The sequence below is a fragment of the Micromonospora sp. NPDC047644 genome (assembly GCF_040704315.1).
Classification (GTDB): Bacteria; Actinomycetota; Actinomycetes; order Mycobacteriales; family Micromonosporaceae; genus Micromonospora.
Window position 1 is genome coordinate 111,635 of the sequence record NZ_JBEYSY010000015.1, and the last position, 21,854, is coordinate 133,488.

Annotated in this window: 19 protein-coding genes; 5 read left to right on the forward strand and 14 right to left on the reverse strand. The window is 71.1% G+C overall.

Annotated elements, in window-relative coordinates; genetic code table 11:
- Positions 1–119: 119 nt before the first annotated feature.
- Entirely contained in the window at positions 120–860 is a 741-nt protein-coding gene (locus AB0877_RS24575) for a GNAT family N-acetyltransferase (RefSeq protein ID WP_366611757.1), read from the forward strand.
- Positions 861–893: 33 nt separating this feature from the next.
- Here the strand turns inward: AB0877_RS24575 and AB0877_RS24580 are convergent, their stop codons facing one another.
- The 4 genes from AB0877_RS24580 to aspS all read right to left on the reverse strand — a co-directional run bounded on the left by AB0877_RS24580 (position 894) and on the right by aspS (position 5,697).
- Entirely contained in the window at positions 894–2,180 is a 1,287-nt protein-coding gene (locus AB0877_RS24580; protein ID WP_366611759.1) for an MFS transporter, read from the reverse strand.
- A gap of 115 nt (positions 2,181–2,295) precedes the next feature.
- Positions 2,296–2,895: a helix-turn-helix domain-containing protein gene (locus tag AB0877_RS24585; RefSeq protein WP_366611761.1), complete on the reverse strand. Its 600-nt coding sequence runs from the start codon at positions 2,893–2,895 to the stop codon at positions 2,296–2,298.
- A gap of 83 nt (positions 2,896–2,978) precedes the next feature.
- Positions 2,979–3,791, reverse strand: a complete 813-nt coding sequence (locus AB0877_RS24590) for a sugar nucleotide-binding protein (protein WP_366611763.1) — start codon at positions 3,789–3,791, stop codon at positions 2,979–2,981.
- A 100-nt stretch (positions 3,792–3,891) separates the two neighbouring features.
- The gene (gene aspS / locus AB0877_RS24595) at positions 3,892–5,697 is read right to left on the reverse strand and encodes an aspartate--tRNA ligase (RefSeq protein WP_366611859.1); all 1,806 of its coding nucleotides are present in this window, start codon (positions 5,695–5,697) and stop codon (positions 3,892–3,894) included.
- Between the two features lie 138 nt (positions 5,698–5,835).
- Between aspS and AB0877_RS24600 the strand changes: the two genes are divergently transcribed.
- Positions 5,836–6,570: a DUF998 domain-containing protein gene (locus AB0877_RS24600; protein WP_366611765.1), complete on the forward strand. Its 735-nt coding sequence runs from the start codon at positions 5,836–5,838 to the stop codon at positions 6,568–6,570.
- A 75-nt stretch (positions 6,571–6,645) separates the two neighbouring features.
- Here AB0877_RS24600 and AB0877_RS24605 read toward each other — a convergent pair whose 3' ends face one another.
- Complete coding sequence (locus AB0877_RS24605; RefSeq protein WP_366611766.1) at positions 6,646–7,692, reverse strand: S1 family peptidase; 1,047 nt, start codon at positions 7,690–7,692, stop codon at positions 6,646–6,648.
- 299 nt (positions 7,693–7,991) lie between these two features.
- On the reverse strand, positions 7,992–8,468 hold the full coding sequence (locus tag AB0877_RS24610) for a helix-turn-helix domain-containing protein (protein ID WP_366611768.1): 477 nt from the start codon (positions 8,466–8,468) through the stop codon (positions 7,992–7,994).
- Positions 8,469–8,523: 55 nt separating this feature from the next.
- Between AB0877_RS24610 and AB0877_RS24615 the strand changes: the two genes are divergently transcribed.
- Positions 8,524–9,036, forward strand: a complete 513-nt coding sequence (locus AB0877_RS24615; protein ID WP_366611769.1) for a PaaI family thioesterase — start codon at positions 8,524–8,526, stop codon at positions 9,034–9,036.
- A 137-nt stretch (positions 9,037–9,173) separates the two neighbouring features.
- On the opposite strand, the gene AB0877_RS24620 is transcribed toward AB0877_RS24615, so the two are convergent.
- From AB0877_RS24620 to AB0877_RS24630, 3 genes are all read right to left on the reverse strand, one after another.
- A complete protein-coding gene (locus tag AB0877_RS24620) occupies positions 9,174–10,115 on the reverse strand; it encodes an acyl-ACP desaturase (protein WP_366611771.1) in 942 nt (313 codons plus the stop codon).
- 71 nt (positions 10,116–10,186) lie between these two features.
- Positions 10,187–11,515: a histidine--tRNA ligase gene (gene hisS / locus AB0877_RS24625; protein WP_366611773.1), complete on the reverse strand. Its 1,329-nt coding sequence runs from the start codon at positions 11,513–11,515 to the stop codon at positions 10,187–10,189.
- Between the two features lie 73 nt (positions 11,516–11,588).
- Positions 11,589–12,299: an MBL fold metallo-hydrolase gene (locus tag AB0877_RS24630; RefSeq protein ID WP_366611775.1), complete on the reverse strand. Its 711-nt coding sequence runs from the start codon at positions 12,297–12,299 to the stop codon at positions 11,589–11,591.
- A 270-nt stretch (positions 12,300–12,569) separates the two neighbouring features.
- On the opposite strand from AB0877_RS24630, the gene AB0877_RS24635 reads away from it, so the two are divergent.
- Both AB0877_RS24635 and AB0877_RS24640 read left to right on the forward strand, forming a co-directional pair.
- Complete coding sequence (locus AB0877_RS24635) at positions 12,570–13,454, forward strand: peptidylprolyl isomerase (protein WP_366611776.1); 885 nt, start codon at positions 12,570–12,572, stop codon at positions 13,452–13,454.
- A gap of 61 nt (positions 13,455–13,515) precedes the next feature.
- Positions 13,516–14,355: a peptidylprolyl isomerase gene (locus tag AB0877_RS24640; protein ID WP_366611778.1), complete on the forward strand. Its 840-nt coding sequence runs from the start codon at positions 13,516–13,518 to the stop codon at positions 14,353–14,355.
- Positions 14,356–14,623: 268 nt separating this feature from the next.
- Here the strand turns inward: AB0877_RS24640 and AB0877_RS24645 are convergent, their stop codons facing one another.
- The 5 genes from AB0877_RS24645 to secD form a co-directional block, all read right to left on the reverse strand.
- Entirely contained in the window at positions 14,624–14,953 is a 330-nt protein-coding gene (locus AB0877_RS24645; protein WP_366611780.1) for a hypothetical protein, read from the reverse strand.
- A 413-nt stretch (positions 14,954–15,366) separates the two neighbouring features.
- Positions 15,367–17,889 (reverse strand): bifunctional (p)ppGpp synthetase/guanosine-3',5'-bis(diphosphate) 3'-pyrophosphohydrolase, encoded by a 2,523-nt coding sequence (locus AB0877_RS24650; RefSeq protein WP_366611782.1) that lies wholly within the window; start codon positions 17,887–17,889, stop codon positions 15,367–15,369.
- A gap of 196 nt (positions 17,890–18,085) precedes the next feature.
- A complete protein-coding gene (locus AB0877_RS24655) occupies positions 18,086–18,652 on the reverse strand; it encodes an adenine phosphoribosyltransferase (RefSeq protein WP_366611783.1) in 567 nt (188 codons plus the stop codon).
- A 78-nt stretch (positions 18,653–18,730) separates the two neighbouring features.
- The gene (gene secF / locus AB0877_RS24660) at positions 18,731–19,930 is read right to left on the reverse strand and encodes a protein translocase subunit SecF (RefSeq protein WP_366611784.1); all 1,200 of its coding nucleotides are present in this window, start codon (positions 19,928–19,930) and stop codon (positions 18,731–18,733) included.
- Between the two features lies 1 nt (position 19,931).
- Entirely contained in the window at positions 19,932–21,845 is a 1,914-nt protein-coding gene (gene secD / locus AB0877_RS24665) for a protein translocase subunit SecD (protein WP_366611786.1), read from the reverse strand.
- Positions 21,846–21,854 lie beyond the last annotated feature (9 nt).

Genomic DNA, 21,854 nt, shown 5'->3' on the forward strand with positions numbered 1-21,854 from the left:
TCCCAGTAGGTCGGCGCGTGATGTACCCAATCGGTCGACTCGCCAATCTCCACCGTGGAGGTGGCCACGCCGCGACGGCCCGGCGGAGGCGTTCGACCCCCGACTCCTAGGCTGAACGCATGATCATCGACGACCAGGTGCTCCAGGACCGGAGCGCCGTTCTGGCCGCCGTCGGGCACCACCCGTTCGCCCGGCACGCGCTCGGCCGGGCCGGGCCGGTGCGTGCCTACCAGCGTGATGGTGCCGTGCTGTGGGTGGTGCCGTCGGAACACGGGCCGGCCGGCTGCGCGATCGGCCCGGCCGAGCCGGCGCTGGAGATCTGTGTCGCGCGGGCCGCCGACGGGATGTTCCAGTCCGGACAGCGCCTGCACCTGCCCCGACACGATCGTGGTCTGCTGGTCGACCGGCTGGCGGTGACCGAGCACAGCGACTGGGACTTCCACTGGACCGACACGGCGCCGCCGGCGCAGCCGGACGAACAGCCGGTGGTGCGCCTCACCGCCGCCGACCAGCCGGTGCTGGCGGCGCTTGTCGAAGAGTCGTTCCCGACCAGCACCTCCCGGCCGGGCGACCCACGGGTGGTCGACTGGTACGGCATCTGGGCCGGCGACCGGTTGGTGGCGTGCGGTGCCGACCGCAGCCAGGGTGACGTCGGCTTCCTGGCCGGCCTGACCGTCGCCCCCGACCAACGCGGTCGGGGGCTGGGCGCGTCCCTGACCGCCGGGATGACCCGGGCGCTGCTGGCACGTCACGACCTGGTCGGGCTCGGCGTCTACACGCACAACGTCGGTGCGGCGCGGCTCTACCGTCGGCTCGGCTACACCTCCACCCTCCCGCTCAGCTCGATCCGCCTCGCCTGACCGGCCTGTCCACCGGCCAGGCGAGGGGTTTCGCTAACGGTCGGCGGCGGGCACCGGGACCGCGCTCGGCTCGACGGCCGGCACGGCCCGACGGCCGGCCAGCCAGGCGGGCAGGTAGAGCGGGGCGGCGACGGCCAACACCACAGCGCCGACCACCATCGCGGTGCTGACGCTGGTGGCGGCGGCGAGCGCGGTGAGCACCACCCCGCCGAGCGCGCCGGCCGGTTGCGCCATCATCGAGTTCAGCGAGAGCACGCTGGTCCGGTACGGGCCGTCGACCTGCCGGTGCAGCAGTCCACTGTGCAACGGGTTGGACGCGCCGTGCACCGCGTAGCAGGCCAGGTAGGCCACCAGCACGCCGACCGGCCCGGCGAACAACCCCATCCCGACCACGGTCACGCCCTGCAGGACGCGTAGCAGGGCCGCACCCGGAGCGGCGCCGAACCAGCGCAGCAGCAGTGGGGTCAGTGCCGCACCGGCGGCCGACGCGAGCCAGGCGGCCGAGTTCGCCGGCCCCAGCAGCACCGCGGCGCGTTCCGGATCACCGATCACCTCGGCGAGCCGGACCGGCAGCAGCGACTCGAAGGTGACCATGCCGAAGCCCCAGAACAGCTCGACGGCCACCAACGCCAGCAACACCCGGGAACGACGCAGCAACCCGACGGCCTGACCGATCATCCGGGGCGCCTGGACCACCGAGGCCCGCAGCGCCGCGACCCCGGTGGCCGGCCGCTCCTCGACCAGCAGCACCACGAGCGCGGCGAGCGCCACCACCTGCGACACGATGGCGGCCAACACGGGCACCGTGAGCGCGGTGACCGGCCCGATCGGGCCGAGCGCGATGAGACCACCGCTGAGCAGCGCGCCACCGCCGATGGCGCCGCCGATGACGGTGCCGGCGTAGCCGAGGCCACGCTCGTACTCGGCCTGCGGGTCGGCGGCCAGGGTGGCATCGACGTACCAGGACTCCAACGGGCCGCTGTCCAACGCCCGGTAGATGCCCTGCAGAGCCCAGACCACGAAGAACAACGCGAACGAGTCGGCCACGGCGAACAGCGCGAGGGAGACGAGGTTGAGCACACCGGCGGCGAGCAGCACGGGTCGACGACCGAGTGCGTCGGCGAACCCGCCGGTGGGCAACTCCAGCGCCAGCACCAGCAGCCCCTGCGCCGTGCCGACCAGGCCGATCTGCGGCAGCGACAGACCGCGCTCCTGCATCAGCAGGATCATCACGGGGATCATCAGACCCGTCGGCAGCCAGCGCAGACCGTAGAGCGTGAGGTAACGACGCCGAACCTGACGTACGGTCAACGCGCTCACGCCGCCACCTCCGTTCGCGACTGCGGGGCTCGCAAACCCGGCTCACTCCTCGCGCTCACCAGGCCGTCTTTCGTTCGCGACTGCGGGGCTCGCAAACCCGGCTCACTCCTCGCGCTCACCAGCGCTCGTCCAGCCGTGGGAAGCCGGCCAGGAACAGGTGCACGGGCTTCACGTCAGCGCCCTCGACCACGGGCTCGTCGCGGTAGCGCATCAGCACCGCCCACAACTCGTCGCTGAGGGCCCGCAGCCGCGTCGGGTCGAGCGGCAGCACCAGGTCACTCATGCCGACCGCGTCGCGCCAGTCGCGGGGTTGATGGTGCTCGACGGCCAGCCAGCGCTGGGCCAGGTCCGCCATCACGCGCACCTGGTCCGCCTGGATCCACTGCACGGCGGCACGGGCGTCCGGGTCGTCGTCGAAGTCGGTGGGCTCGAAGTCGCTGACGTCGTGTGCCGACTGCCACCAGCGCTGCCGGCTGGTGCCCCGGGCGGGGTCCTCGGTCACGAGCCCCACCTCGGCGAGTTGCCGCAGGTGGTAGCTCGTCGCACCGGTGTTGGTGCCGAGCTTCTCGGCCAGGGCCGTGGCGGTCGCCGGGCCGTCGACGCGAAGCGAGCCGAGCAGCCTCATCCGCAGCGGATGGGCCAGCGTGCGGACCTGTCGGTTGTCCAGATGGACGCGGCGCGGCTCGGCCGGGCCGTCGGCGGAAGGGGCTTCCATGCATGCACACTATCTCTGCACATCTTCCGTGCACAAGAGTTGTGCATAAAAGCTGTGTATCTGGTTCCGTCGGAGTCGGCCGCTCAGGGAGTCAGGAGTTCACGCACCCCACGCAGCCGGGTCCGCAGCAGGGCCGCCGCCCGCCCGCAGTCCAGGCGTACGTCAAGGGGGCGGACCAGACCGGTGGCCGCGCTGGTGGTGGTCTTCAGTCCGGCCGGGTCCAGGCCGTAGCGCTCGGCGACCAGCAGGCCCAGCTCGGCTCGGCTGACCGCGTCCGGGCCGGCCACGTTGAGCACACCGGCGTACGTCGAGCCGACCAGCTCCAGGACCGCGTCGGCCAGGTCGACGACGTCGATCGGGCAGCGCAGCTCGTCGCTGTACAGGGTGGCCCGACCGGCGAGCGCGTCCCGGCAGAGCTGGATCTGCTTGCTGCCCTCCCCCACGATCAGGGAGGTTCGCACCAGCGCCGCGCCCGGGTCGATCGCCCGTACGGCGGTCTCGGCCGCGGCCTTCGCAGCCCCGTACGCGTGCACCGGCGTGGGTGGTTCGTCGTCGGCGTACGGCACGGGTCGTCCGGCGTGCAGCGCGTCGCTGGACACGTGCACCAGCCGGGCACCCACCTCTGCGGCGGCGAGCGCCACGTGCGCGGCCCCGTCGGCGGTGACCGCCCAGTCGCCGTACCGATAGGGGGTCCCGACCACGGCGTCCGGCCGCACCTGCGCGACCAGCGCGCGCACGGCGGACCGGTCGGTCACGTCCAACCGCCGGGCCCCGACCCCCGGCACCGCGATCTCACCGGAGTGAAACGTCCCGACAACGGAGAACCCGGCGCTCACGCCCCGCCGACAGACCTCCCGCCCGAGAAGCCCACTACCCCCGACAACAAGCACTCGCACCTGAGCCCACTCCCCCGCCGACGATCAAGAGGTTTGCGTCATCTCGCCGGGCGATGATGACGCAAACCTCTTGATCAACCAAGCAGGGGCCGCGGGTGGGTCAGACCGGGTCTGCCACCGGGGCCGCGGGGCCGGCCGTGCCGGTGTGGGCGGTTGCGGCGGGCTTGGGCTTGGCGTCGATGCCGGCCTCGGTGCGCTGCTGCGCGGTGATCGGGGTGGGCGCACTGGTCAGCGGGTCGAAGCCACCCCGGGTCTTCGGGAACGCGATGACCTCACGGATGGAGTCGGCACCGGCGAGCAGCATGCAGACCCGGTCCCAGCCGAAGGCGATACCGCCGTGCGGCGGGGCGCCGTACTTGAACGCCTCCAGCAGGAAGCCGAACTTGTCCTGCGCCTCCTCGGCGGTGATGCCGAGCAGGTCGAAGACCCGCTTCTGCACGTCACCGCGGTGGATACGGATCGACCCGCCGCCGATCTCGTTGCCGTTGCAGACGATGTCGTACGCGTACGCCAGGGCCCGGTCCGGAGCCTCCTCGAACCGGTCGACCCACTCCGAGTTCGGCGAGGTGAACGGGTGGTGCACGGCCGTCCAACCGCCCTCGTCCGTGCGCTCGAACATCGGCGCGTCGACCACCCAGCAGAACGCCCAGGCGCTCTCGTCGATCAGGCCGGACCGCTTGGCGATCTCGACGCGGGCCGCCCCGAGCAGCTCCTGCGCCTCCCGGGTGGTGGCGCTCGCGGCGAAGAAGACCGCGTCACCCGGCTTCGCGCCGACCGCGTCGGCCAGCCCACCGAGGTGCTCGGCGGAGAGGTTCTTCGCCACCGGGCCGCGTGCCTCGCCGGTCTCCGCGTCCAGCACCACGTACGCCAGGCCGCGCGCGCCGCGCGCCTTCGCCCAGTCCTGCCAGCCGTCCAGCTCCTTGCGGCTCTGCGCCGCGCCGCCCGGCATCACCACCGCGCCGACGTAACCGCCCGCGTCGATGGCTCCGGCGAAGACCCGGAACTCGGTGCCGCGCAGGTAGTCGGTCAGCTCGGTCAGCTCGACGCCGTAGCGCAGGTCCGGCTTGTCCGAGCCGTACCGCGCCATCGCGTCGTGCCAGGTGATCCGCGGGATCGGCCGGCTGATCTCGTGCCCGGCCAGGTCCTTCCACAGCGCCGAGACGATCGCCTCACCGAGGTCGATCACGTCGTCCTCGGTGACGAACGACATCTCGATGTCGAGCTGGGTGAACTCCGGCTGCCGGTCGGCGCGGAAGTCCTCGTCGCGGTAGCAGCGGGCGATCTGGTAGTACCGCTCCATGCCGCCGACCATCAGCAGCTGCTTGAACAGCTGCGGCGACTGCGGCAACGCGTACCAGCTGCCAGGCTGCAGACGCACCGGCACCAGGAAGTCGCGGGCGCCCTCCGGCGTCGAGCGGGTCAGCGTCGGCGTCTCGATCTCCAGGAAGTCCCGCTCGTGCAGCACGCCCCGGGCCAGCTGGCTGGCGCGCGAACGCAGCCGCAGCGCGTTCGCCGGGCCGCTGCGGCGCAGGTCCAGGTAGCGGTACCGGAGTCGGATGTCGTCGCCGGCCTCGATCTGGTCGTCCACCGGCAGCGGCAGCGGCGCCGCCTCGGAGAGCACCTCCAGCTCGACGACGGTCACCTCGACCTCGCCGGTGGGCAGCTCCGGGTTCTCGTTGCCGGCCGGGCGGCGGGTCACCTCGCCGACGACCTTCACGCAGAACTCGTTGCGCAGCGCGTGCGCGTCTTCCTCGCGGAACACCACCTGGACAACGCCGGAACCGTCGCGCAGGTCGACGAAGATGACCCCGCCGTGGTCGCGGCGGCGGGCCACCCAGCCGGCGAGCGTCACCGTCGAGCCGGCGTCCGCGGCGCGCAGGCTTCCGGCATTGTGGGTACGGATCACGGCTGGCAACTCCTCATCGTGGAACAGTCCTCACCCGCATTCTGTCAGGGGTGGCCGCCCCGTCTCCGGGCACCCGTCGGGTCGGCCGCACTGGGCGAACCCGCAGCAACCGGTTGTCTCGCCGGTTAACGTGGCGAAATGCGGCCCGTACCGAACTGGGCCGTCGCCACGGCGGCGGCGGCACCCGTGCTGCTGGTGGCCGGTTGGACGGTTGCGGAGGCCCGACAGCCCGTCGGGTACGACCCGGTCCGGGACACCATCAGCGAGCTGGCAGGACAGGACGCCACCGACGCCTGGATCATGGTGGTGGCCCTGGTGCTGCTCGGCTGCTGTTACCTGTCGGTCGCCGCCGTCCTGCACGCGGCCGGGTTGCCCAGCCGTTTCCTGCTCGCGATCGGTGGGGTGGCCACCATCGCGCTCGTCGCCTTTCCCCGGCCGCCGGTCGGCGGTTCGCTCAGCCACGGCGTCGCGGCGACGGTGGCCGTCCTCGCCCTGGTGCTCTGGCCGGCCGGGTCGGCACTGCGGCTGCCGCGCGGCCACGACACCGATCGCTCCGCCCGACCGGAGCCGCCCTGGGCGTTCCGCCGGGCGGTCGGGCTGAGCGCCACGCTCGTGCTGCTCGCGCTCTTCGGCTGGTGCGCGTTCGAGGTGACCAGTGGCTCCCGTACGGGCTTGGCCGAGCGGGTGACGGCGCTGGCGGTCTCCCTCTGGCCGCTGCTGGCGGTTCTCTCCGCCCGGCGGGCGCACCTCGCCTGGTCGACCGGCGGCACCGTGAGCGTCGGCCCGGACCTGCCGAGCATCGGCGTCGTACCCCCGGATCCTCTCGGGCCACCGAGCGGGCCCACCCCCGGGCGGCCCGACCTGCTGCCGTGAGTCGCCCTCCGGCCGGCCCGGCGCACGCGACGCGGGCCGCCGGAGAGTTCCGGCGGCCCGCGAGCGGTGCGTGGATCAGAAGACGCTGACGCCGTAGCGGCTCAGCGCCTCGGTGACCGGCTGGAAGAAGGTCGTGCCACCGGTGCGGCAGTTGCCACTGCCGCCGGAGGTCAGGCCCAGGGCGGTGGTGTTGGCGAACAGCGAGCCGCCGCTGTCGCCCGGCTCGGCGCAGACGTTGGTGCGGATCAGACCGGAGACCGAGCCCTCGGCGTAGTTCACCGTGGCGTTGGTCGCGGTCACCGAACCGCTGCGCAGGCCCGTGGTGCTGCCGGAGCGCTGCACCGCCTGGCCGACGGAGGCGTTGCCGGCGCCGGTGATGTCGCGGAAGCTGCCGTTGTAGAGGGAGACGTTGCCGGCGGCGTTGGCCGAGTTGTTGTGCCGCACGATGCCGTAGTCGTTGCCCGGGAAGCTGGTGCCGGTACGGCTGCCGAGCAGCGCGGTCTGAGCGGAGTTGGAGTACCAGCTAGCCGAGATGTTGGTGCAGTGCCCGGCCGTCAGGAAGGAGTAGGTGCTGCCACTGCGCACGTTGAAGCCGAGCGAGCAACGCCCGCCCCCGCCGGCGTAGATGGCCTGGCCGCCGGAGATCCGGGTGCTCAGCACGCCCGCCTCGGCTTCGACCCGGACCGCGCCGTTGGCCCGCGCGGCGGCGGCCTTGACCCGCTCCAGCTTGGCACCGGTGACGGTGCTGTCGACGGAGACGACGACCTGGTTGGTGACCGGGTCACTCCACCAGGCGGTGCCCGGGATCTTGGCGGAGCGCTCCAGCTCGGCCGTGGCCCGGTTGAGCTCGGCGGCGCCGCGGGTGACGTAGCGGACGACGGCGCCGGCCTTGCTGGCCTTGCTGGCGGCGGCGGCATCGGTCACCGTGACGACGGACTTGCCGCTGGCGTCGATGTACGAGCCGGCGGAGCTGTCGCCGAGTTCCGCGGAGATCGCGGCGGCGGCGTCGGGCGACGCGGCGGGAGCGGCCTGGGCGGGCGCGCCGATGAGCGAGCCGACGACCAGGGTTCCGGAAACGGCGACTGTGGCCGCAACACGGAATGAGGACCTCGTGGGTCGCATGTAACAAACCTCCTGGGCGGGGGAGCGGGTCCGCCGGGGGCGGCTGACCCGAGGGCAACCCGGCCGATCTGGGGAAACCGGCCGGATGAGACTGAAGTATTCACATACTTAAGATCATTAACAAGGCTTGGATTCGCCCGAATTCGTCGACCCCGGCCGGCCGCACGGCCGCAACACCCCCGACACGCTGGCGAACAGCCACCGTCACACCCAATCAACGACCACCGCACTTTCGGCGCGTACGGTCATCAATGTCTGATCCACGTCGCCGCCCAGCGCGGGACGCGGTGGGCGGCGGGTCAGGGGGTACGGCGCCGGGCGCCGGGCCCCGGGCTGGGGACCACGTCACGTGGCCGACCCACCTCGTGGCCGCCGGCGCAGCGCAGGTCGGCGCGCACCTCGGCGCCACAGTCGCGGTGCGTGACGCGCAGCGGCGAGCCCTCCGCGTCGGCCAGGTACCGGTCGCCCCACGCGAGGACGGCGACCAGCACCGGCCACAGATCCAGGCCCTTGTCCGTGAGCCGGTACTCGTGGCGCAGTCGACTGCCGGGCTCCCGGTACGGCTCGCGACTGAGCACGCCCTGCTCCACCAGGGTGGCGAGCCGGTTGGTCAGCACCTGGCGCGGAATGCCGGTGCGTACCCGCATGTCGTCGAAGCGACGTACGCCGGTGAACACCTCACGCAGGACCACCAACGTCCACCGCTCACCGAGGACCTCCATCGCGCGGGCGATGGTGCAGTTCTCCACTGACCAGTCCAGAGCCCCGGGTCGCATCCGACCAGGCTAGATCTCGTTGACAGACTCAGCAACCGGCTGCCAGGCTGCGTCCATGACGCAGACGCAGGAACCAGTGCGCAGCCGTACCTTCACCTGGGCGGACCCGGCGACCAACGCCGCCCAGGTCGGTCGGCGAAGCGGCCTCGACATGCTCCGGGCGATGATCGCCGGCGAGCTGGCCGCGCCGCCGGTGATGCACCTTCTCGACATGAGCAGGATGGAAGCCGACGAGGGCCGCGTCGTCGTCGAGCTGACTCCGCAGGAGTTCCACTACAACCCGCTGGGCAGCGTCCACGGTGGCGTGCTCTCGACCCTGCTGGACACCGCCGCGGCGTGCGCCGTGCACACCACCCTGCCCGCCGGCGTCGGCTACACCTCGCTGGACCTCAACGTGAAGTTCCTCCGCGCGGTCACCGTCGACAGCGGCACCCTGCGCTGCGAGGGCACCGTGCTGCAACGCGGCCGCCGTACGGCCCTGGCCGAGGCCCGCATCACCGACGCCACCAACCGCCTGGTAGCCCACGCCACCAGCACCTGCCTCCTCCTCCCCCAACCCCTCCCCTAACCCCACCCCGTGCGGGTTGATCATGAAGTTATTGCCCCGACACGCCGGCGCGAGTGGCAATAACTTCATGATCAACAAGCCCAGAGACCCGGGGCCCAGGGGGACGGGGCCCAGGGGGACAGGGTGGGGGTGGGGTTTTAGCGGGGGGCTAGGCGGGCGGCTCGGGCGTCGCGCTTCTCCTCGAAGCGGCTCGCGGCGCGGTCCAGGCTCTCCAGCTGGACGGCGAGCTGCTCGCGGGCGGCCTCGCCGTCGGCGTCGAGGCCGGTCACGTTGAAGACGTCCCACTGCCGCAGGACCGGCTGCAACACCTCGTCACGGTGCTGGCGCAGGTCGTAGATGCCGGCCAGGGCGATCGCCACCGACTTGCGGGCGAACCCGTCGATGCCGCTGCCCGGCATCTGGAAGTCGGCCACCACGTCGGCGACGGCCCGCATGGCCTGGCTCGGGGCCAGCTCGAACGCGGCAGCGAGCAGGTTGCGGTAGAAGACCATGTGCAGGTTCTCGTCGGCGGCCACCCGGGCCAGCAGCGCCTCGCAGGTGGGGTCGCCGGTGGCCTTGCCGGTGTTGCGGTGCGAGATCCGGGTGGCCAGCTCCTGGAACGAGACGTACGCCAGCGAGTGCAGCACCTCGTCGCCGTGGGCGTTGGTGTAGCCCTCCGACATGTGCGTCATCCGGGCCCGCTCCAACGCCACCGGGTCGACCGCCCGGCTGACGGTCAGGTAGTCGCGGATCGCGACGCCGTGCCGGCCCTCCTCGGCGGTCCACCGGTGCACCCAGGTGCCCCACGCGCCGTCGCGTCCGAACAGGGTGGCGATCTCGTGGTGGTACGAGGGCAGGTTGTCCTCGGTCAGCAGGTTCACGATCAGCGCGGTGCGGGCCACGTCCGGGATGGTGGAGTCGGTCGGCGACCACGCCTCGCCGCCGAGCGGCCCGTCGAAGGTCCGCCCCTCGCTCCACGGCACGTACTCGTGCGGGAACCACTCCTTGGCGAGCGAGAGGTGGCGGTCCAGGTTGCGTGCGACAACCGGCTCCAACTCGACGAGCAGCGCGGTCTGGCTCAGTGTGGTGCTGACGGTCACGAGAGACTCCCTACGGTGGCGTAACTTACGCTACCGTAGGTCCCCGCGGCCGTCAGCGCCAGTGGGGGCGCTCAACCGACAGTCGGTGTGAGGTCTCCCGGGGGTGGCGTCCACTCCCCCGCACCGGCCGTGACCTGCTCACCGGAGCGGATGTCCTTCACCTCGTCGGGCGCTCCCTGCGCACCGGGGAACCACACGTACGGGATACCGCGCCGCTCGGCGTAACGGATCTGCTTGCCGAACTTCGCCGCGCTCGGCGACACCTCGGTCGGCACCCCGCGCCGCCGCAGCGCCTCGGCCACCCGGTTGCTGGCCGTACGGTGCTCGTCGCTGGTCACCGCGACGAGCACGGCGGTCGGCACCTCCCGCGAGACCGACAGCTCCCCCGCGCCGAAGAGCAGACCGAGCAGGCGGGTCACCCCGATCGAGATCCCCACCCCCGGGTACGAGACAGCGCCGGCGCTGGCCAGATTGTCGTACCGGCCGCCGGAGCAGATGGAGCCGAAGCGCTCGTAGCCGCGCAGCTGGGTCTCGTAGACGGTGCCCGTGTAGTAATCCAGCCCACGGGCGATGCGCAGGTCCGCCACGCAGAGGCCCGGCGAGTGCTCGGCAGCGGTGTCCACCACCCGGACCAGCTCTTCGATGCCCTCGTCGAGCAGCGGGTCGCTCACCCCGAGCGCCCGGACCGCGTCGGCGAACGACGAGTCCGGGGCGGAGATCTCGGCCAGCGCCAGGCACGCCTTGGCCTGCGCCTCGCTCGCCCCGGCGGTCTGGGCCAGCAGCTCGGCCACCTTCGCCGGGCCGATCTTGTCGAGCTTGTCCACGGCCCGCAGCGCCGCCTCCGGGTCGGTCAGCCCGATGCCCCGGTAGAAGCCCTCGCAGATCTTGCGGTTGTTGACCTGGATCGTCACCGGAGGGATCGGCAACGAGCGCAGCGCGTCCCCGATGACCAGCGGCATCTCCGCCTCGTGGTGCGGGGCCAGGGTGTCCCGGTCGACGATGTCGATGTCGGCCTGGACGAACTCCCGGTAGCGGCCCTCCTGCGGCCGCTCGCCCCGCCACACCTTCTGGATCTGGTAGCGGCGGAACGGGAAGCTCAGCTTGCCGGCGTTCTCCAACACGTACCGGGCGAACGGCACGGTCAGGTCGAAGTGCAGGCCGAGCTGGTCGTCACCACCGGCACCCTCGGCGTCGGCGTGCAGCCGCCGGATCACGTAGACCTCCTTCGAGGTCTCGCCCTTGCGCAGCAGCTGGTCCAGCGGCTCCACGGCGCGGGTCTCCAGCGGCGCGAAGCCGTACAGCTCGAAGGTGGCCCGGATCCGGTCGAGCACGAACTGCTCGATCATCCGCTGGCCGGGAGTCCACTCCGGGAAGCCGGAGATGGGCGTGGGCTTGCTCATCGGCGTACTCCTTGCGGTTCCGCGCCGGTGGCGCGGTGGTGTCGTGGGTCCGCGCGCGGCGCGGACAGAAGATCTAGAGGCCCCGGGTGGGAGCGGCCGGCGACGTGCCAGCCACCTCGATGAGGTACGGGTTGCTGGCGCGCTCGCGGCCGATGGTGGTGCTGGGGCCGTGGCCGGGCAGCACGACGGTGTCGTCGGCCAGCGGAAGGATCTTGTCGCGCAGGCTGGTGAGCATGGCCGGCATGCTCCCGCCCGGCAGGTCGGTGCGGCCGATCGACCCGGCGAAGAGGACGTCACCGGAGAGGCACAGCTCGTCAGCCTCCCAGCCCGACCCGGCGCCCGGCAGCCGGAACAGCACCGACCCGCCGGTATGGCCCGGGGCGTGGTCGACGGCGATCTCCAGGCCGGCGAGGGTGAGGGTGGCGCCGTCGGCCAACTCGGCCACGTCCTCCGGCTCGGTGTAGCTCAGCCGGCCGCCGAACAGCGACGTCAGGTCGGTCGAGAGGCCCTTGGACGGGTCGGCCAGCATCTCCCGGTCGCCGGGGTGCACGTACGCGGTGATGCCGCGCGCGCCGCAGACCGGCGCGACCGAGAAGGTGTGGTCCAGGTGGCCGTGGGTGAGCAGCACGGCGGCCGGATGCAGGCGGTGCTCGGCGAGCAGCGCGTCGAGCTGGTCGAGCACCCCGATGCCCGGGTCGACCACCACGCACTGCTCCCCCGGCGCGGTGGCAACCACGTAGCAGTTGGTGCCGAAGGCGTCCGCGGGAAAGCCGGCCACGAGCACAGGCGCTGTCCTTTCCGTCGAGCAGCTGTCGTCCTGCACAGCAGCCTATCGGGCGGGCCGAGCGAGTTTGGCGCGTCCGTCCCACCCGCCCCGTCAGGCACAGTGACAACCTCCGATAAGCGCTGCTCGGGATGGGGTGGACCTCGTACACCACATTCCCAGTCACTAGCCGTACACTCTGGCGGGCGTGTGGCGCGGCACACGTGACGCCCGGACGGGCCGGGGCGACCGGCCGCCGGCGACGACCAGGTAGAGGAAAGGGGAGCACCGGTGGCTTCCAGCAGGGACCGGCAGCGCAAACTGGCGCGGGCCAAGCTCGACCGGCAGTTGGCCCGCCGGGCCGCCTCGACGCGGCGGCGACGGCAGATCCAGGCCGGAGTTGGCGCCGCTCTGATCCTCGTGCTGGTCGTGGCCGGCTCAGCCTGGGCGCTCGGGGCCTTCGACTCCGACCCGGAGCAGACCACGGCCGCGGCGGACACCTGCCTCTGGACGCCGCAGGACGCGACGGCCAACACCAACCTCAAGGACGTCGGCACGCCGGCCACCAAGGATCTGCCGACCGACGGCACCCGGGCGATGACCGTGACCACCAACCAGGGCGCGCCGATCACCGCGGAACTGAACCTGACCAACTCTCCGTGCGCGGCGGCGAGCATCGCCCACCTGGCGAGCCGGTCGTTCTACGACAACACCACGTGCCACGAGATCACCGCCGAGGGCGCGCTGCGCTGCGGCGACCCCAGCGGCACGGGTCTCGGTGGGCCGACCTACTCGTTCTACGACGAGGAGGTCCCGACCGTGCCGTCGGCGTCGCCGTCGGCCAGTCCGGCCCCCGGCCAGCCGCCGACGTACCCGAAGGGCACGGTGACGATGGTCTCCAACCCGCCGGGCAGCAACGGCAGCCAGTTCCTGATCTTCTTCAAGGACTTCACCACCGCCGACCCGAAGTACCCGGTCATCGGCCGGGTGACCGGCGGGCTCGACGTGGTGGAGAAGATCGGCGCCCTCCCGACCGTGGACAATGGGACCGGGGCGAAGGTCAAGCCCAGCACCGATGTGACGATCCAGAGCCTCACGGTCGGTGAGCCGGTCACCGGTGCGGCACCGGCTCCCTCGGCCTCCGGCACCCCGGCCAGCAGCCCGAGCGCCGGCTGACCGGGCGCCACCACCCACACCCAAGCGGCACCCAGCAGCAGACAGCCAGGAGGATCCAGGCGTGACGTCCACCAGAGAGCGGCAGCGCGCGGCGGCACGCGCCCGGCTCGAGAAGGAGATGGCCGAGCGCGCGGCCAAGGCCCGCAAGCGCCGGCAGACGACGGCGATCGTCAGCGCGGCTGCCGCGCTGGTGCTCGTGGTCGCCGGCACCGTCTGGCTGGCGGTCAGCCTCGGCGGCGACGACGACAAGAGCGACACCGCCGCGCCGGCGGCTGGGGCGGCCGAGTGCGCGTACAACGCGCTGCCCACCGACCAGCGGCCCCCGCAGATCAAGGACGTGGGGGTGCCGAGCAACGAGCAGTCCGCCCAGGGCGTGCAGACCATGACGATCGACACCAACCTCGGCCCGATCACGGCCAAGGTCGACCGGTCGCTGGTGCCGTGCACGGCGGGCAGCTTCACCTACCTCGCGGAGAAGAACTTCTTCGACAACACCAAGTGCCACCGCCTCGTGAGCGAGGGCATCAAGGTGTTGCAGTGCGGTGACCCCAGCGCCACCGGCAACGGCTGGCGCGACACCGACGGCCAGGGCGGCCCGAGCTACCGCATGGCCGAGGAGAACCTGCCCACCGACAAGCGCCCGCCGTACCCGGAGGGCGTCATCGCGATGGCCAAGTCGCAGGATCCGGGGAGCACCGGCAGCCAGTTCTTCATCGTCTACGGCGACTCCCCGCTGGACCCGGCGTACACCGTGCTGGGCACCATCACCGGCGGCATGGACCTGGTCAAGGACGTGGCCAAGGCCGGCGACGACGGGGCGTTCGCCCAGCAGGCCGGCGGCGGCCACCCGAAGAAGGAGGTCATCATCAAGGACCTCACGATGAGCAACCCGCAGGGCTGACCCCCGCGCCCACGACGAAGCGCCCGCCGGCTGAGCCGGCGGGCGCTGTCGTTTCCGGGGTACGGGGTACGGGCGCTCAGGCGCCGGAGGTGACCCGGTACGCGTCGAAGACGCCGTCGACCTCACGAGCCGTGGCCCAGCAGCAAGAAGCCCTGAACTGCCGCTACGGCGTTCAGGGCTTCTTGTGTGAGATTTGCTGGATCTCGTTCGGAAAGCTTCAGCTACCGGCTTGGTCGCTGGAGACCCGTCTCATCCGCGGGCTGGCGAATCATGGGTTGAAAATTGAGACGCTCGTCAGGCTCGCACCGGGAAGCGGCCACCGATAACTTCCGCCCGGCCGGAGAAGAACGCTACTCCCGTTCGAGAGCCTGACCGAAGCATCGTTGCTCCCCGCCTTGAAGGACACGAAGCTACCGATGAGGGCAGTACTGCCGTTGCCCGAGAAGCAGGAGCGGATATTGAGAGCGTTGATCAATTCAACGGTGGAACTGGTGCACGGCACCTTGGCGATGGCGAATGCTGGCGTGCTGGGCAGAACCAGCGTCGTGAGCCCCATCGCAACTGAGGCGATGAGCGCCCGCTTGACTCCTCTTCGCATGTGCGACACCTTTCTCGCAGCCTGGGCTAAGCAGGTGCAAAGCCCCCGTTTTGGGGATCAATCCCCGAGATCAAGCTATCACGAATCTAAATGTGTCGCTGACCGTGATCTCGCTACGGTGGCCCCGTCCGGTGGTGGCCGGACGGCGGGGTGATGCGCGTCGAGCCAGGGTGGCAGTGGTGAGAGCGCCGTCGAATCATGGCGCGCCACCAGCCAATTCCTGGTCGATGCCGCAGGAGCGGGTGAGCTAGGGAGCGGCAGCACCGCACTCGGCGACGGTGACCTGGTCGACCGGACTCCGACGCACCTGGCTCAGGGCGAGCAGGGGCCGAGAGCATCGATGGTCCGACGCGCGGTGCGACAGGGCAGCCGACATCACCCGCAACCCGGCGGCAACGTCACCGCACGGGCGCTCAGGCGCCGGAGGTGACCCGGTACGCGTCGAAGACGCCGTCGACCTTGCGGACCGTGGCCAGCAGATGGCCCAGGTGCTTCGGGTCGGCCATCTCGAAGCTGAACCGGCTCACCGCCACCCGGTCCCGGGTGGTGGTGACGGTCGCGGAGAGGATGTTGACCCGCTCGTCGGAGAGCACCCGGGTCACGTCGGCCAGCAGCTTGTGCCGGTCCAGGGCCTCGACCTGGATGGCGACCAGGAACGTCGACGCGGAGGTGAGCTTCCAACTCACCTCGACGACCCGCTCGCTCTGCGCGCGCAGGTCCTCGGCGTTGGCGCAGTCGTCGCGGTGCACGCTCACCCCGCCGGAGCGGGTGACGAAGCCGAACACCGAGTCCGGTGGGACCGGTGTGCAGCAGCGGGCCAGCTTGATCCAGACGTCGCTGACGCCCCGGACCACCACGCCCGGGTCGCTGCTGCTCTGCCGGCTGCGCGGCGGCCGGGTGGCGACGGCGGTCTCGGCGATGTCCTCCGCCGCGCCCTCCTCGCCGCCGTACGCGGCCATCAGCTTCTGCACCACCGACTGCGCGGAGACCTGGCTGTCGCCGACCGCCGCGTAGAGCGACGCCACATCGGCCAGGTGCAGATCCCGGGCGATCGACATCAGCGCGTCGGAGGTGAGCATCCGCTGCAACGGCATGCCCTGCTTGCGCATCGCCTTGACGATCGCGTCCTTGCCGGCCTCGATCGCCTCCTCGCGCCGCTCCTTGTTGAAGTACTGGCGGATCTTCGTCCGGGCGCGCGGGCTCTTGACGAAGCCCAGCCAGTCCTGCGTCGGGCCGGCCGTCTCGGACTTCGACGTGAAGATCTCGATCACGTCGCCGTTGGACAGCGTCGACTCCAACGGCACCAGCTTGCCGTTGACCCGCGCGCCGATGCACTTGTGCCCCACCTCGGTGTGCACCGCGTACGCGAAGTCCACTGGCGTCGACCCGGTCGGCAGCGGGATGACGTCACCCTTGGGGGTGAAGACGTACACCTCCTGGCTGGACAGGTCGAAGCGCAGCGCGTCCAGGAACTCGCTCGGGTCGGCCGCCTCCCGCTGCCAGTCGAGCAGCTGCCGCAGCCAGGTCATCTCGTCGATGTGCGCGGGCGGGCCGACGATCTGGGTGCCCTTGTGCTCCTTGTACTTCCAGTGCGCGGCGATGCCGAACTCCGCGGTGCGGTGCATCGCGTACGTGCGGATCTGCATCTCCACCGGCTTGCCGGTGGGCCCGATGACCGTCGTGTGCAACGACTGGTACATGTTGAACTTGGGCATCGCGATGTAGTCCTTGAACCGGCCCGGAACCGGCTGCCAGTTGGCGTGGATGACTCCCAGCGCCGCGTAGCAGTCGCGCACCGTGTCGACCAGGATCCGTACACCGACCAGGTCGTAGATGTCGTTGAAGTCGCGACCCCGCACGATCATCTTCTGGTAGATCGAGTAGAGGTGCTTCGGCCGCCCGGTGGTCTCCGCCTTGATCTTGGCGGCCTTCAGGTCGGTCTGCACCTTCTGCGTCACCTGCCGCAGCAGCGCCTCGCGCTGCGGCTGGTGCTCCCCGATCAGCCGGTTGATCTCCTCGTAGCGCTTCGGGAAGAGCGTGCCGAAGGAAAGGTCCTCCAGCTCCCACTTGATCGTGTTCATACCGAGCCGGTGCGCCAGCGGCGCCAGGATCTCCAGCGTCTCCTTGGCCTTCTGCTCCTGCTTGGGGCGGGGCAGGAAGGTGAGGGTACGCATGTTGTGCAGCCGGTCGGCCAGCTTGATCACCAGCACCCGCGGGTCCTTGGCCATGGCCACGACCATCTTGCGGATCGTCTCGGCCTTGGCCGCGTCGCCCAGCTTGACCTTGTCGAGCTTGGTGACGCCGTCGACCAGCAGGGCGACCTCGCCACCGAAGTCGGCGCGCATCTGGTCGAGGGTGTACTCGGTGTCCTCGATGGTGTCGTGCAGCAGCGCGGCGACCAGCGTGGTGGTGTCCATCCCCAGGTTGCCGAGGATCGTCGCCACGGCGAGGGGGTGGGTGATGTAGGGGTCACCGGACTTGCGGTACTGCCCGGAGTGCCACCGAGCGGCCGTGTCGAAGGCGCGCTGGAGCAGCCGGGCGTCCGCCTTGGGGTGGTTGTCCCGGTGGCTGGCGATGAGCGGCTCCAGCACCTCGCTGACCTGGGAGGTCTGCCAGGGCGCGTTGAACCGGGCCAGCCGGGCCCGGACCCGCCGACCGGTGGGCGCGTTGGACAGCCCGAACCCGCCGCTGGGCGACGGGTCGATGCCGGCGTCGGTCGGGAACGGGACCACCACGCCATCGGCGCCGGGGGACGCCTCGACGCTCGGTGGGCCGCTGGTCGGACGCGCCGCGTTCTCGCCGGGAGTCCGGCCGGAGCCCTTGCCGGTGCCCGTCACCCGGGCCGGCGCGTCGCCTGTCCGGTCGGTCACCGAGCCGTCAGCGTCGCCTGTCGGGTGCACCGTGCCCTCCGCCGGAGGGACGACATCGTGGGACACCGGCCTCCTCACCGCTCGCCGGAAACACGCCGGCCGAAGATCGGCCGACCTGGTCTCGCCCGCCGGACGGGATACCGCCGGCGTCAGCAAAGGGCAATGCTACCCGCACGGACGGCCCCCTGCCGCTCCGCCGGACGGTCGGCGCCGGGTCCATCCGACCGGTCGGGACCAAACGGTCAGCAGAGCACCGACCGGTTCAAACGGTCAACAGAGCGTGGACCGGACGCGGCGCCAGTCGCTCGCGCCCACCCAGGAAGCCGAGCTCCAGCAGCACCGTGAAGCCGCTGACGGTGCCCCCGGCCCGCTCGACCAGGTCCAGCGTCGCCTCGGCGGTGCCACCGGTGGCCAGCACGTCGTCGACCACCAGCACCCGGTGCCCGGCGGTGAAGGCGTCCTCGTGCACTTCGAGGGTGGCCTCGCCGTACTCCAGCTCGTAGGAGACCGAGTGCGCGGGGCGAGGCAGCTTGCCGGCCTTGCGCACCGGCACCACGCCCACCCCGGTCGCGTACGCGATGGCCGCCGCGACGACGAACCCGCGCGCCTCGATGCCGACCACCACGTCGAAGGTGTCCCGCCCGTGGTACGCGACGATCCCGTCGATCACCTCACGGAAGACCGTACCGTCGGCGAACAGTGGCATCAGGTCCTTGAACATGACGCCGGGCTTGGGGAAGTCGGGCACGTCCAGCACCCGACTGGCGACCAGTCGGGCGACCTCCGGGCCACTGTCCCCGTGCGCTACGGCGCTGTGGGTCTCCGTCACGGCTGCTTCGCTCTCCTTCGACGACGAACGGCGTCCGGCAACAGCATGCCGGACGCCGTTCGGGCGTTTCCTGTCGGGTCAGCGCCGCTTGGCGCCACCCGGTCGACTGCCGCCACCACCCGGGCGACCGCCCCGGGCACCGGTGGACCGCTTGCCCGCCGGCCGAGCACCCACCTTGGGGGCGGCACCGGCCAGCGCGGCCGAGTCCTGGTCGACCGGCTCGTCGGCCGCGTCGGCCTGGGCAACCGGGCTCGCGGCGGCACCCTTACCGGTGACCTCGCCGCGGCCGATCGCGCCCCGCCGGGTCAGGACGCGCTTGTTGTGCGCCTGGATCCGCGGGTCGTAGTTCTTGAACAGCGCCAGCAGCGGGGTGGCCACCAGGATGGAGGTCAGGAACGCCACCGCCATACCGACGAACAGCACCAGACCCAGGTCCTTCAGCGTGCCGGCGCCGAGCAGGCCGGCACCGATGAAGAGCAGACCACCGACCGGCAGCAGGGCGACCACCGAGGTGTTCAACGACCGCATCAGGCTCTGGTTGATGGCCAGGTTGGACGCCTCGGCGTACGTCTGGTTGTTGTTGGCGGTGATGCCCCGGGTGTTCTCCTGGACCTTGTCGAAGACCACCACCACGTCGTAGAGCGCGAAGCCCAGGATGGTGAGGAAGCCGATGATCGTCGACGGGGTGACCTCGAAGCCGACCAGCGAGTAGATGCCGGCGGTGAGGATCAGGTTCGTGATCAGCGAGGCGACCGCGGCCACGGCCATCCGCCACTCGAAGCGCAGGACCAGGTAGACCATCACCAGCGCGATGAAGATGACCAGACCGAGGACGGCCCGCTCGGTCACCTGGCTGCCCCAGGCCTCACTGACCTGGTTGTCGCTGATCTGGTCGGCGCTGATGCCGAGGTCCTCGGCGATCTGGGCCTTGACCGCGGTGGCCTGCTCGGCGGTGAGCTGCGGCGTGCGGAGCTCGTAGGAGTCGCCGCCCGGACCGCCCACCTTCTGCGTGGTGGCCACCGTGACGCCGGTGTTCTCCGCGGCGAGGGCCGAGTTGACCTCCCGCTCGGCGTCGTCCAGGGTGCCGACGCTGGCCGGCACCTGGAACGAGTTGCCGCCAGCGAACTCGATGCCCAGGCTGAACCCACGGATCGAGAAGCTGAGGATCGCGATCAGGATCAGGAGCCCGGCGACGCCGAACCAGAGCTTGCGTCGACCGACGATGTTGAGACCGGCCTCGCCGTTGTAGAGGCGGCTCGCCAAACCGTTTTCAGCCATCTCAGGCCTCCTTGGCGCGCGGGTTGCGGGGCTGAGTCGGCTGGTTGCGAGCCGGTAGCGCTCGGCCCAGACCGCTGACCCGCGGGGACAGGAACGCCTGGGTCCGGGCGAACATGGTCATGATCGGGTGCCGGAAGAGGAAGACCACGACCAGGTCCAGCACGGTGGCGAGGCCGAGCGCGAACGCGAAGCCCTTGACGGTGCCGACCGAGACCACATAGAGCACCACGGCGGAGAGCAGGGTGATCGCGTTGGCCGAGATGATCGTCCGGCGGGCCCGGATCCAGGCGCGCGGGACCGCGCTACGCGGGCTGCGCCCCTCCCGGATCTCGTCTTTCAGTCGTTCGAAGTAGATGACGAACGAGTCCGCCGCCACACCGAGCGAGACGATCATTCCGGCGATGCCGGCGAGGGTGAGCGTGAAGCCGATCTGCCGGCCGAGCACCACCAGCGCGCCGAAGACCAGCAGCGCGGAGAGGATGAGGCTCAGGAAGATCACCGAGCCGAGCAGCCGGTAGTAGAAGAACGCGTAGATGATGACCAGCAGCATGCCGATGCCGGCAGCCAGCAGACCCGCTCGCAGGTGGCTGGCACCCAGCGTGGCGGTGACGTTCTGCGCCTCCTGCTGCTCGAAGGTCACCGGCAGCGCGCCGTAGCGGAGCTGACCGGCGAGGGTGCTGGCGTCCTTCTGGGTGAAGGTGCCGGTGATCTGGGAGTTGCCGGTCAGCACGCCCTGGATCTCCGGGGAGGAGACGATCTTGTTGTCCAGCACGACGGCCACCCGGCACTTGCCGTCCTGGCCCAGGGCGGTCGCGTCGCAGGCCTGGCCCTCGTTGTTGAACGCCTCACGGGTCAGCGAGGTCCACTTGCCCTGACCGTCGCCGGTGAAGTCCAGGCTGACCACCCAGGCGTTGGTCTGGTCGAGCACCGCGTCGGCGTCGGACACGTCGGTGCCCAGCACCTTGGCCTGGTCGAGCAGGTACTTCGACGCGCCGTCCTCGCAAGAGACCACCTGCTGCTTCGCGTCGGAGATCGACGCCGGGGGGCGCTGGTCGAGCTGCGCGCAGCCGATCGTCGGCACGTTGAACTGCATCTGCGCCGGCAGCACCGCGACCTCCTGCGGAGACAGCGTGCCGAACGGCTTGAGCTTCTCGGCCAGCGACGGGTCGGCGGTCAGATCGGCCGGGGCCTGCAACCCGTTGGCGGCCTGCCACGCGGCGGCGCCGACCTTCTGCTCGACGGCCTTGCGCTGCTCCTCGACGCTGGCCGGCACCGGCTCGGCGCTGGCGCTGGGCGAGGCGGCGCTCGGCGAGGCCGTGGCGGACGCGGAGGGGGTCGGCGTGGCGCTGGGCGACGCCGGGGCCATACCACCCTGACCGCCGCTGGGCGACGAGGTGACCTTCGGCGAGGCGCTGCCGGACGGGGTCGCGGCACCGGACGGGGTCGCGCTGCCGGTCGGGGCGGCGCTGCCGGACGGGGTCGGCGTGGCGGCGGGCGGCGCCTCGGCCACCCCGCTGCCGGAGGCGCCCTTGAGCACCTTGCGGAAGCGCAGCTCGGCCGCTTCGCCCACGTCGTCCAGGTTCCGGTTCTCACCGGGCAGGGAGATGACGATGTTGCGGTTGCCCTCGGTGACCACCTCGGCCTCGGCCACGCCGAACGCGTTGACCCGGCTCTCGATGATCTCGCGGGCCTCCTCGAGGTTCTCCGCCGTCGGGGGCTTGCCGTCGACGCTGTTGGTCGCCTCCAGTGTCACCCGCGTGCCGCCGATGAGGTCCAGGCCGAGCTTGGGCTCGAGCCGGTCCTTCCAGCTGCCGCTGGCGCCGGCGAAGAACACCAGAAGATAGAGGACCACGAAGATGAACCCGAGCACGGCGAGCTGCCGCCCGGGGCGCATCTGTCCCTGAGGTGGTGCCACGGCTGTCCT

Coding starts and splice junctions, on each gene's coding strand:
- AB0877_RS24575 (WP_366611757.1), top strand. CDS start 120: ATGATCATCGACGACCAGGTGCTCCAGGACCGGAGCGCCGTTCTGGCC.
- AB0877_RS24585 (WP_366611761.1), bottom strand. CDS start 2,895: ATGGAAGCCCCTTCCGCCGACGGCCCGGCCGAGCCGCGCCGCGTCCAT.
- AB0877_RS24600 (WP_366611765.1), top strand. CDS start 5,836: ATGCGGCCCGTACCGAACTGGGCCGTCGCCACGGCGGCGGCGGCACCC.
- AB0877_RS24605 (WP_366611766.1), bottom strand. CDS start 7,692: ATGCGACCCACGAGGTCCTCATTCCGTGTTGCGGCCACAGTCGCCGTT.
- AB0877_RS24610 (WP_366611768.1), bottom strand. CDS start 8,468: ATGCGACCCGGGGCTCTGGACTGGTCAGTGGAGAACTGCACCATCGCC.
- AB0877_RS24615 (WP_366611769.1), top strand. CDS start 8,524: ATGACGCAGACGCAGGAACCAGTGCGCAGCCGTACCTTCACCTGGGCG.
- hisS (WP_366611773.1), bottom strand. CDS start 11,515: ATGAGCAAGCCCACGCCCATCTCCGGCTTCCCGGAGTGGACTCCCGGC.
- AB0877_RS24645 (WP_366611780.1), bottom strand. CDS start 14,953: ATGCGAAGAGGAGTCAAGCGGGCGCTCATCGCCTCAGTTGCGATGGGG.
- secF (WP_366611784.1), bottom strand. CDS start 19,930: ATGGCTGAAAACGGTTTGGCGAGCCGCCTCTACAACGGCGAGGCCGGT.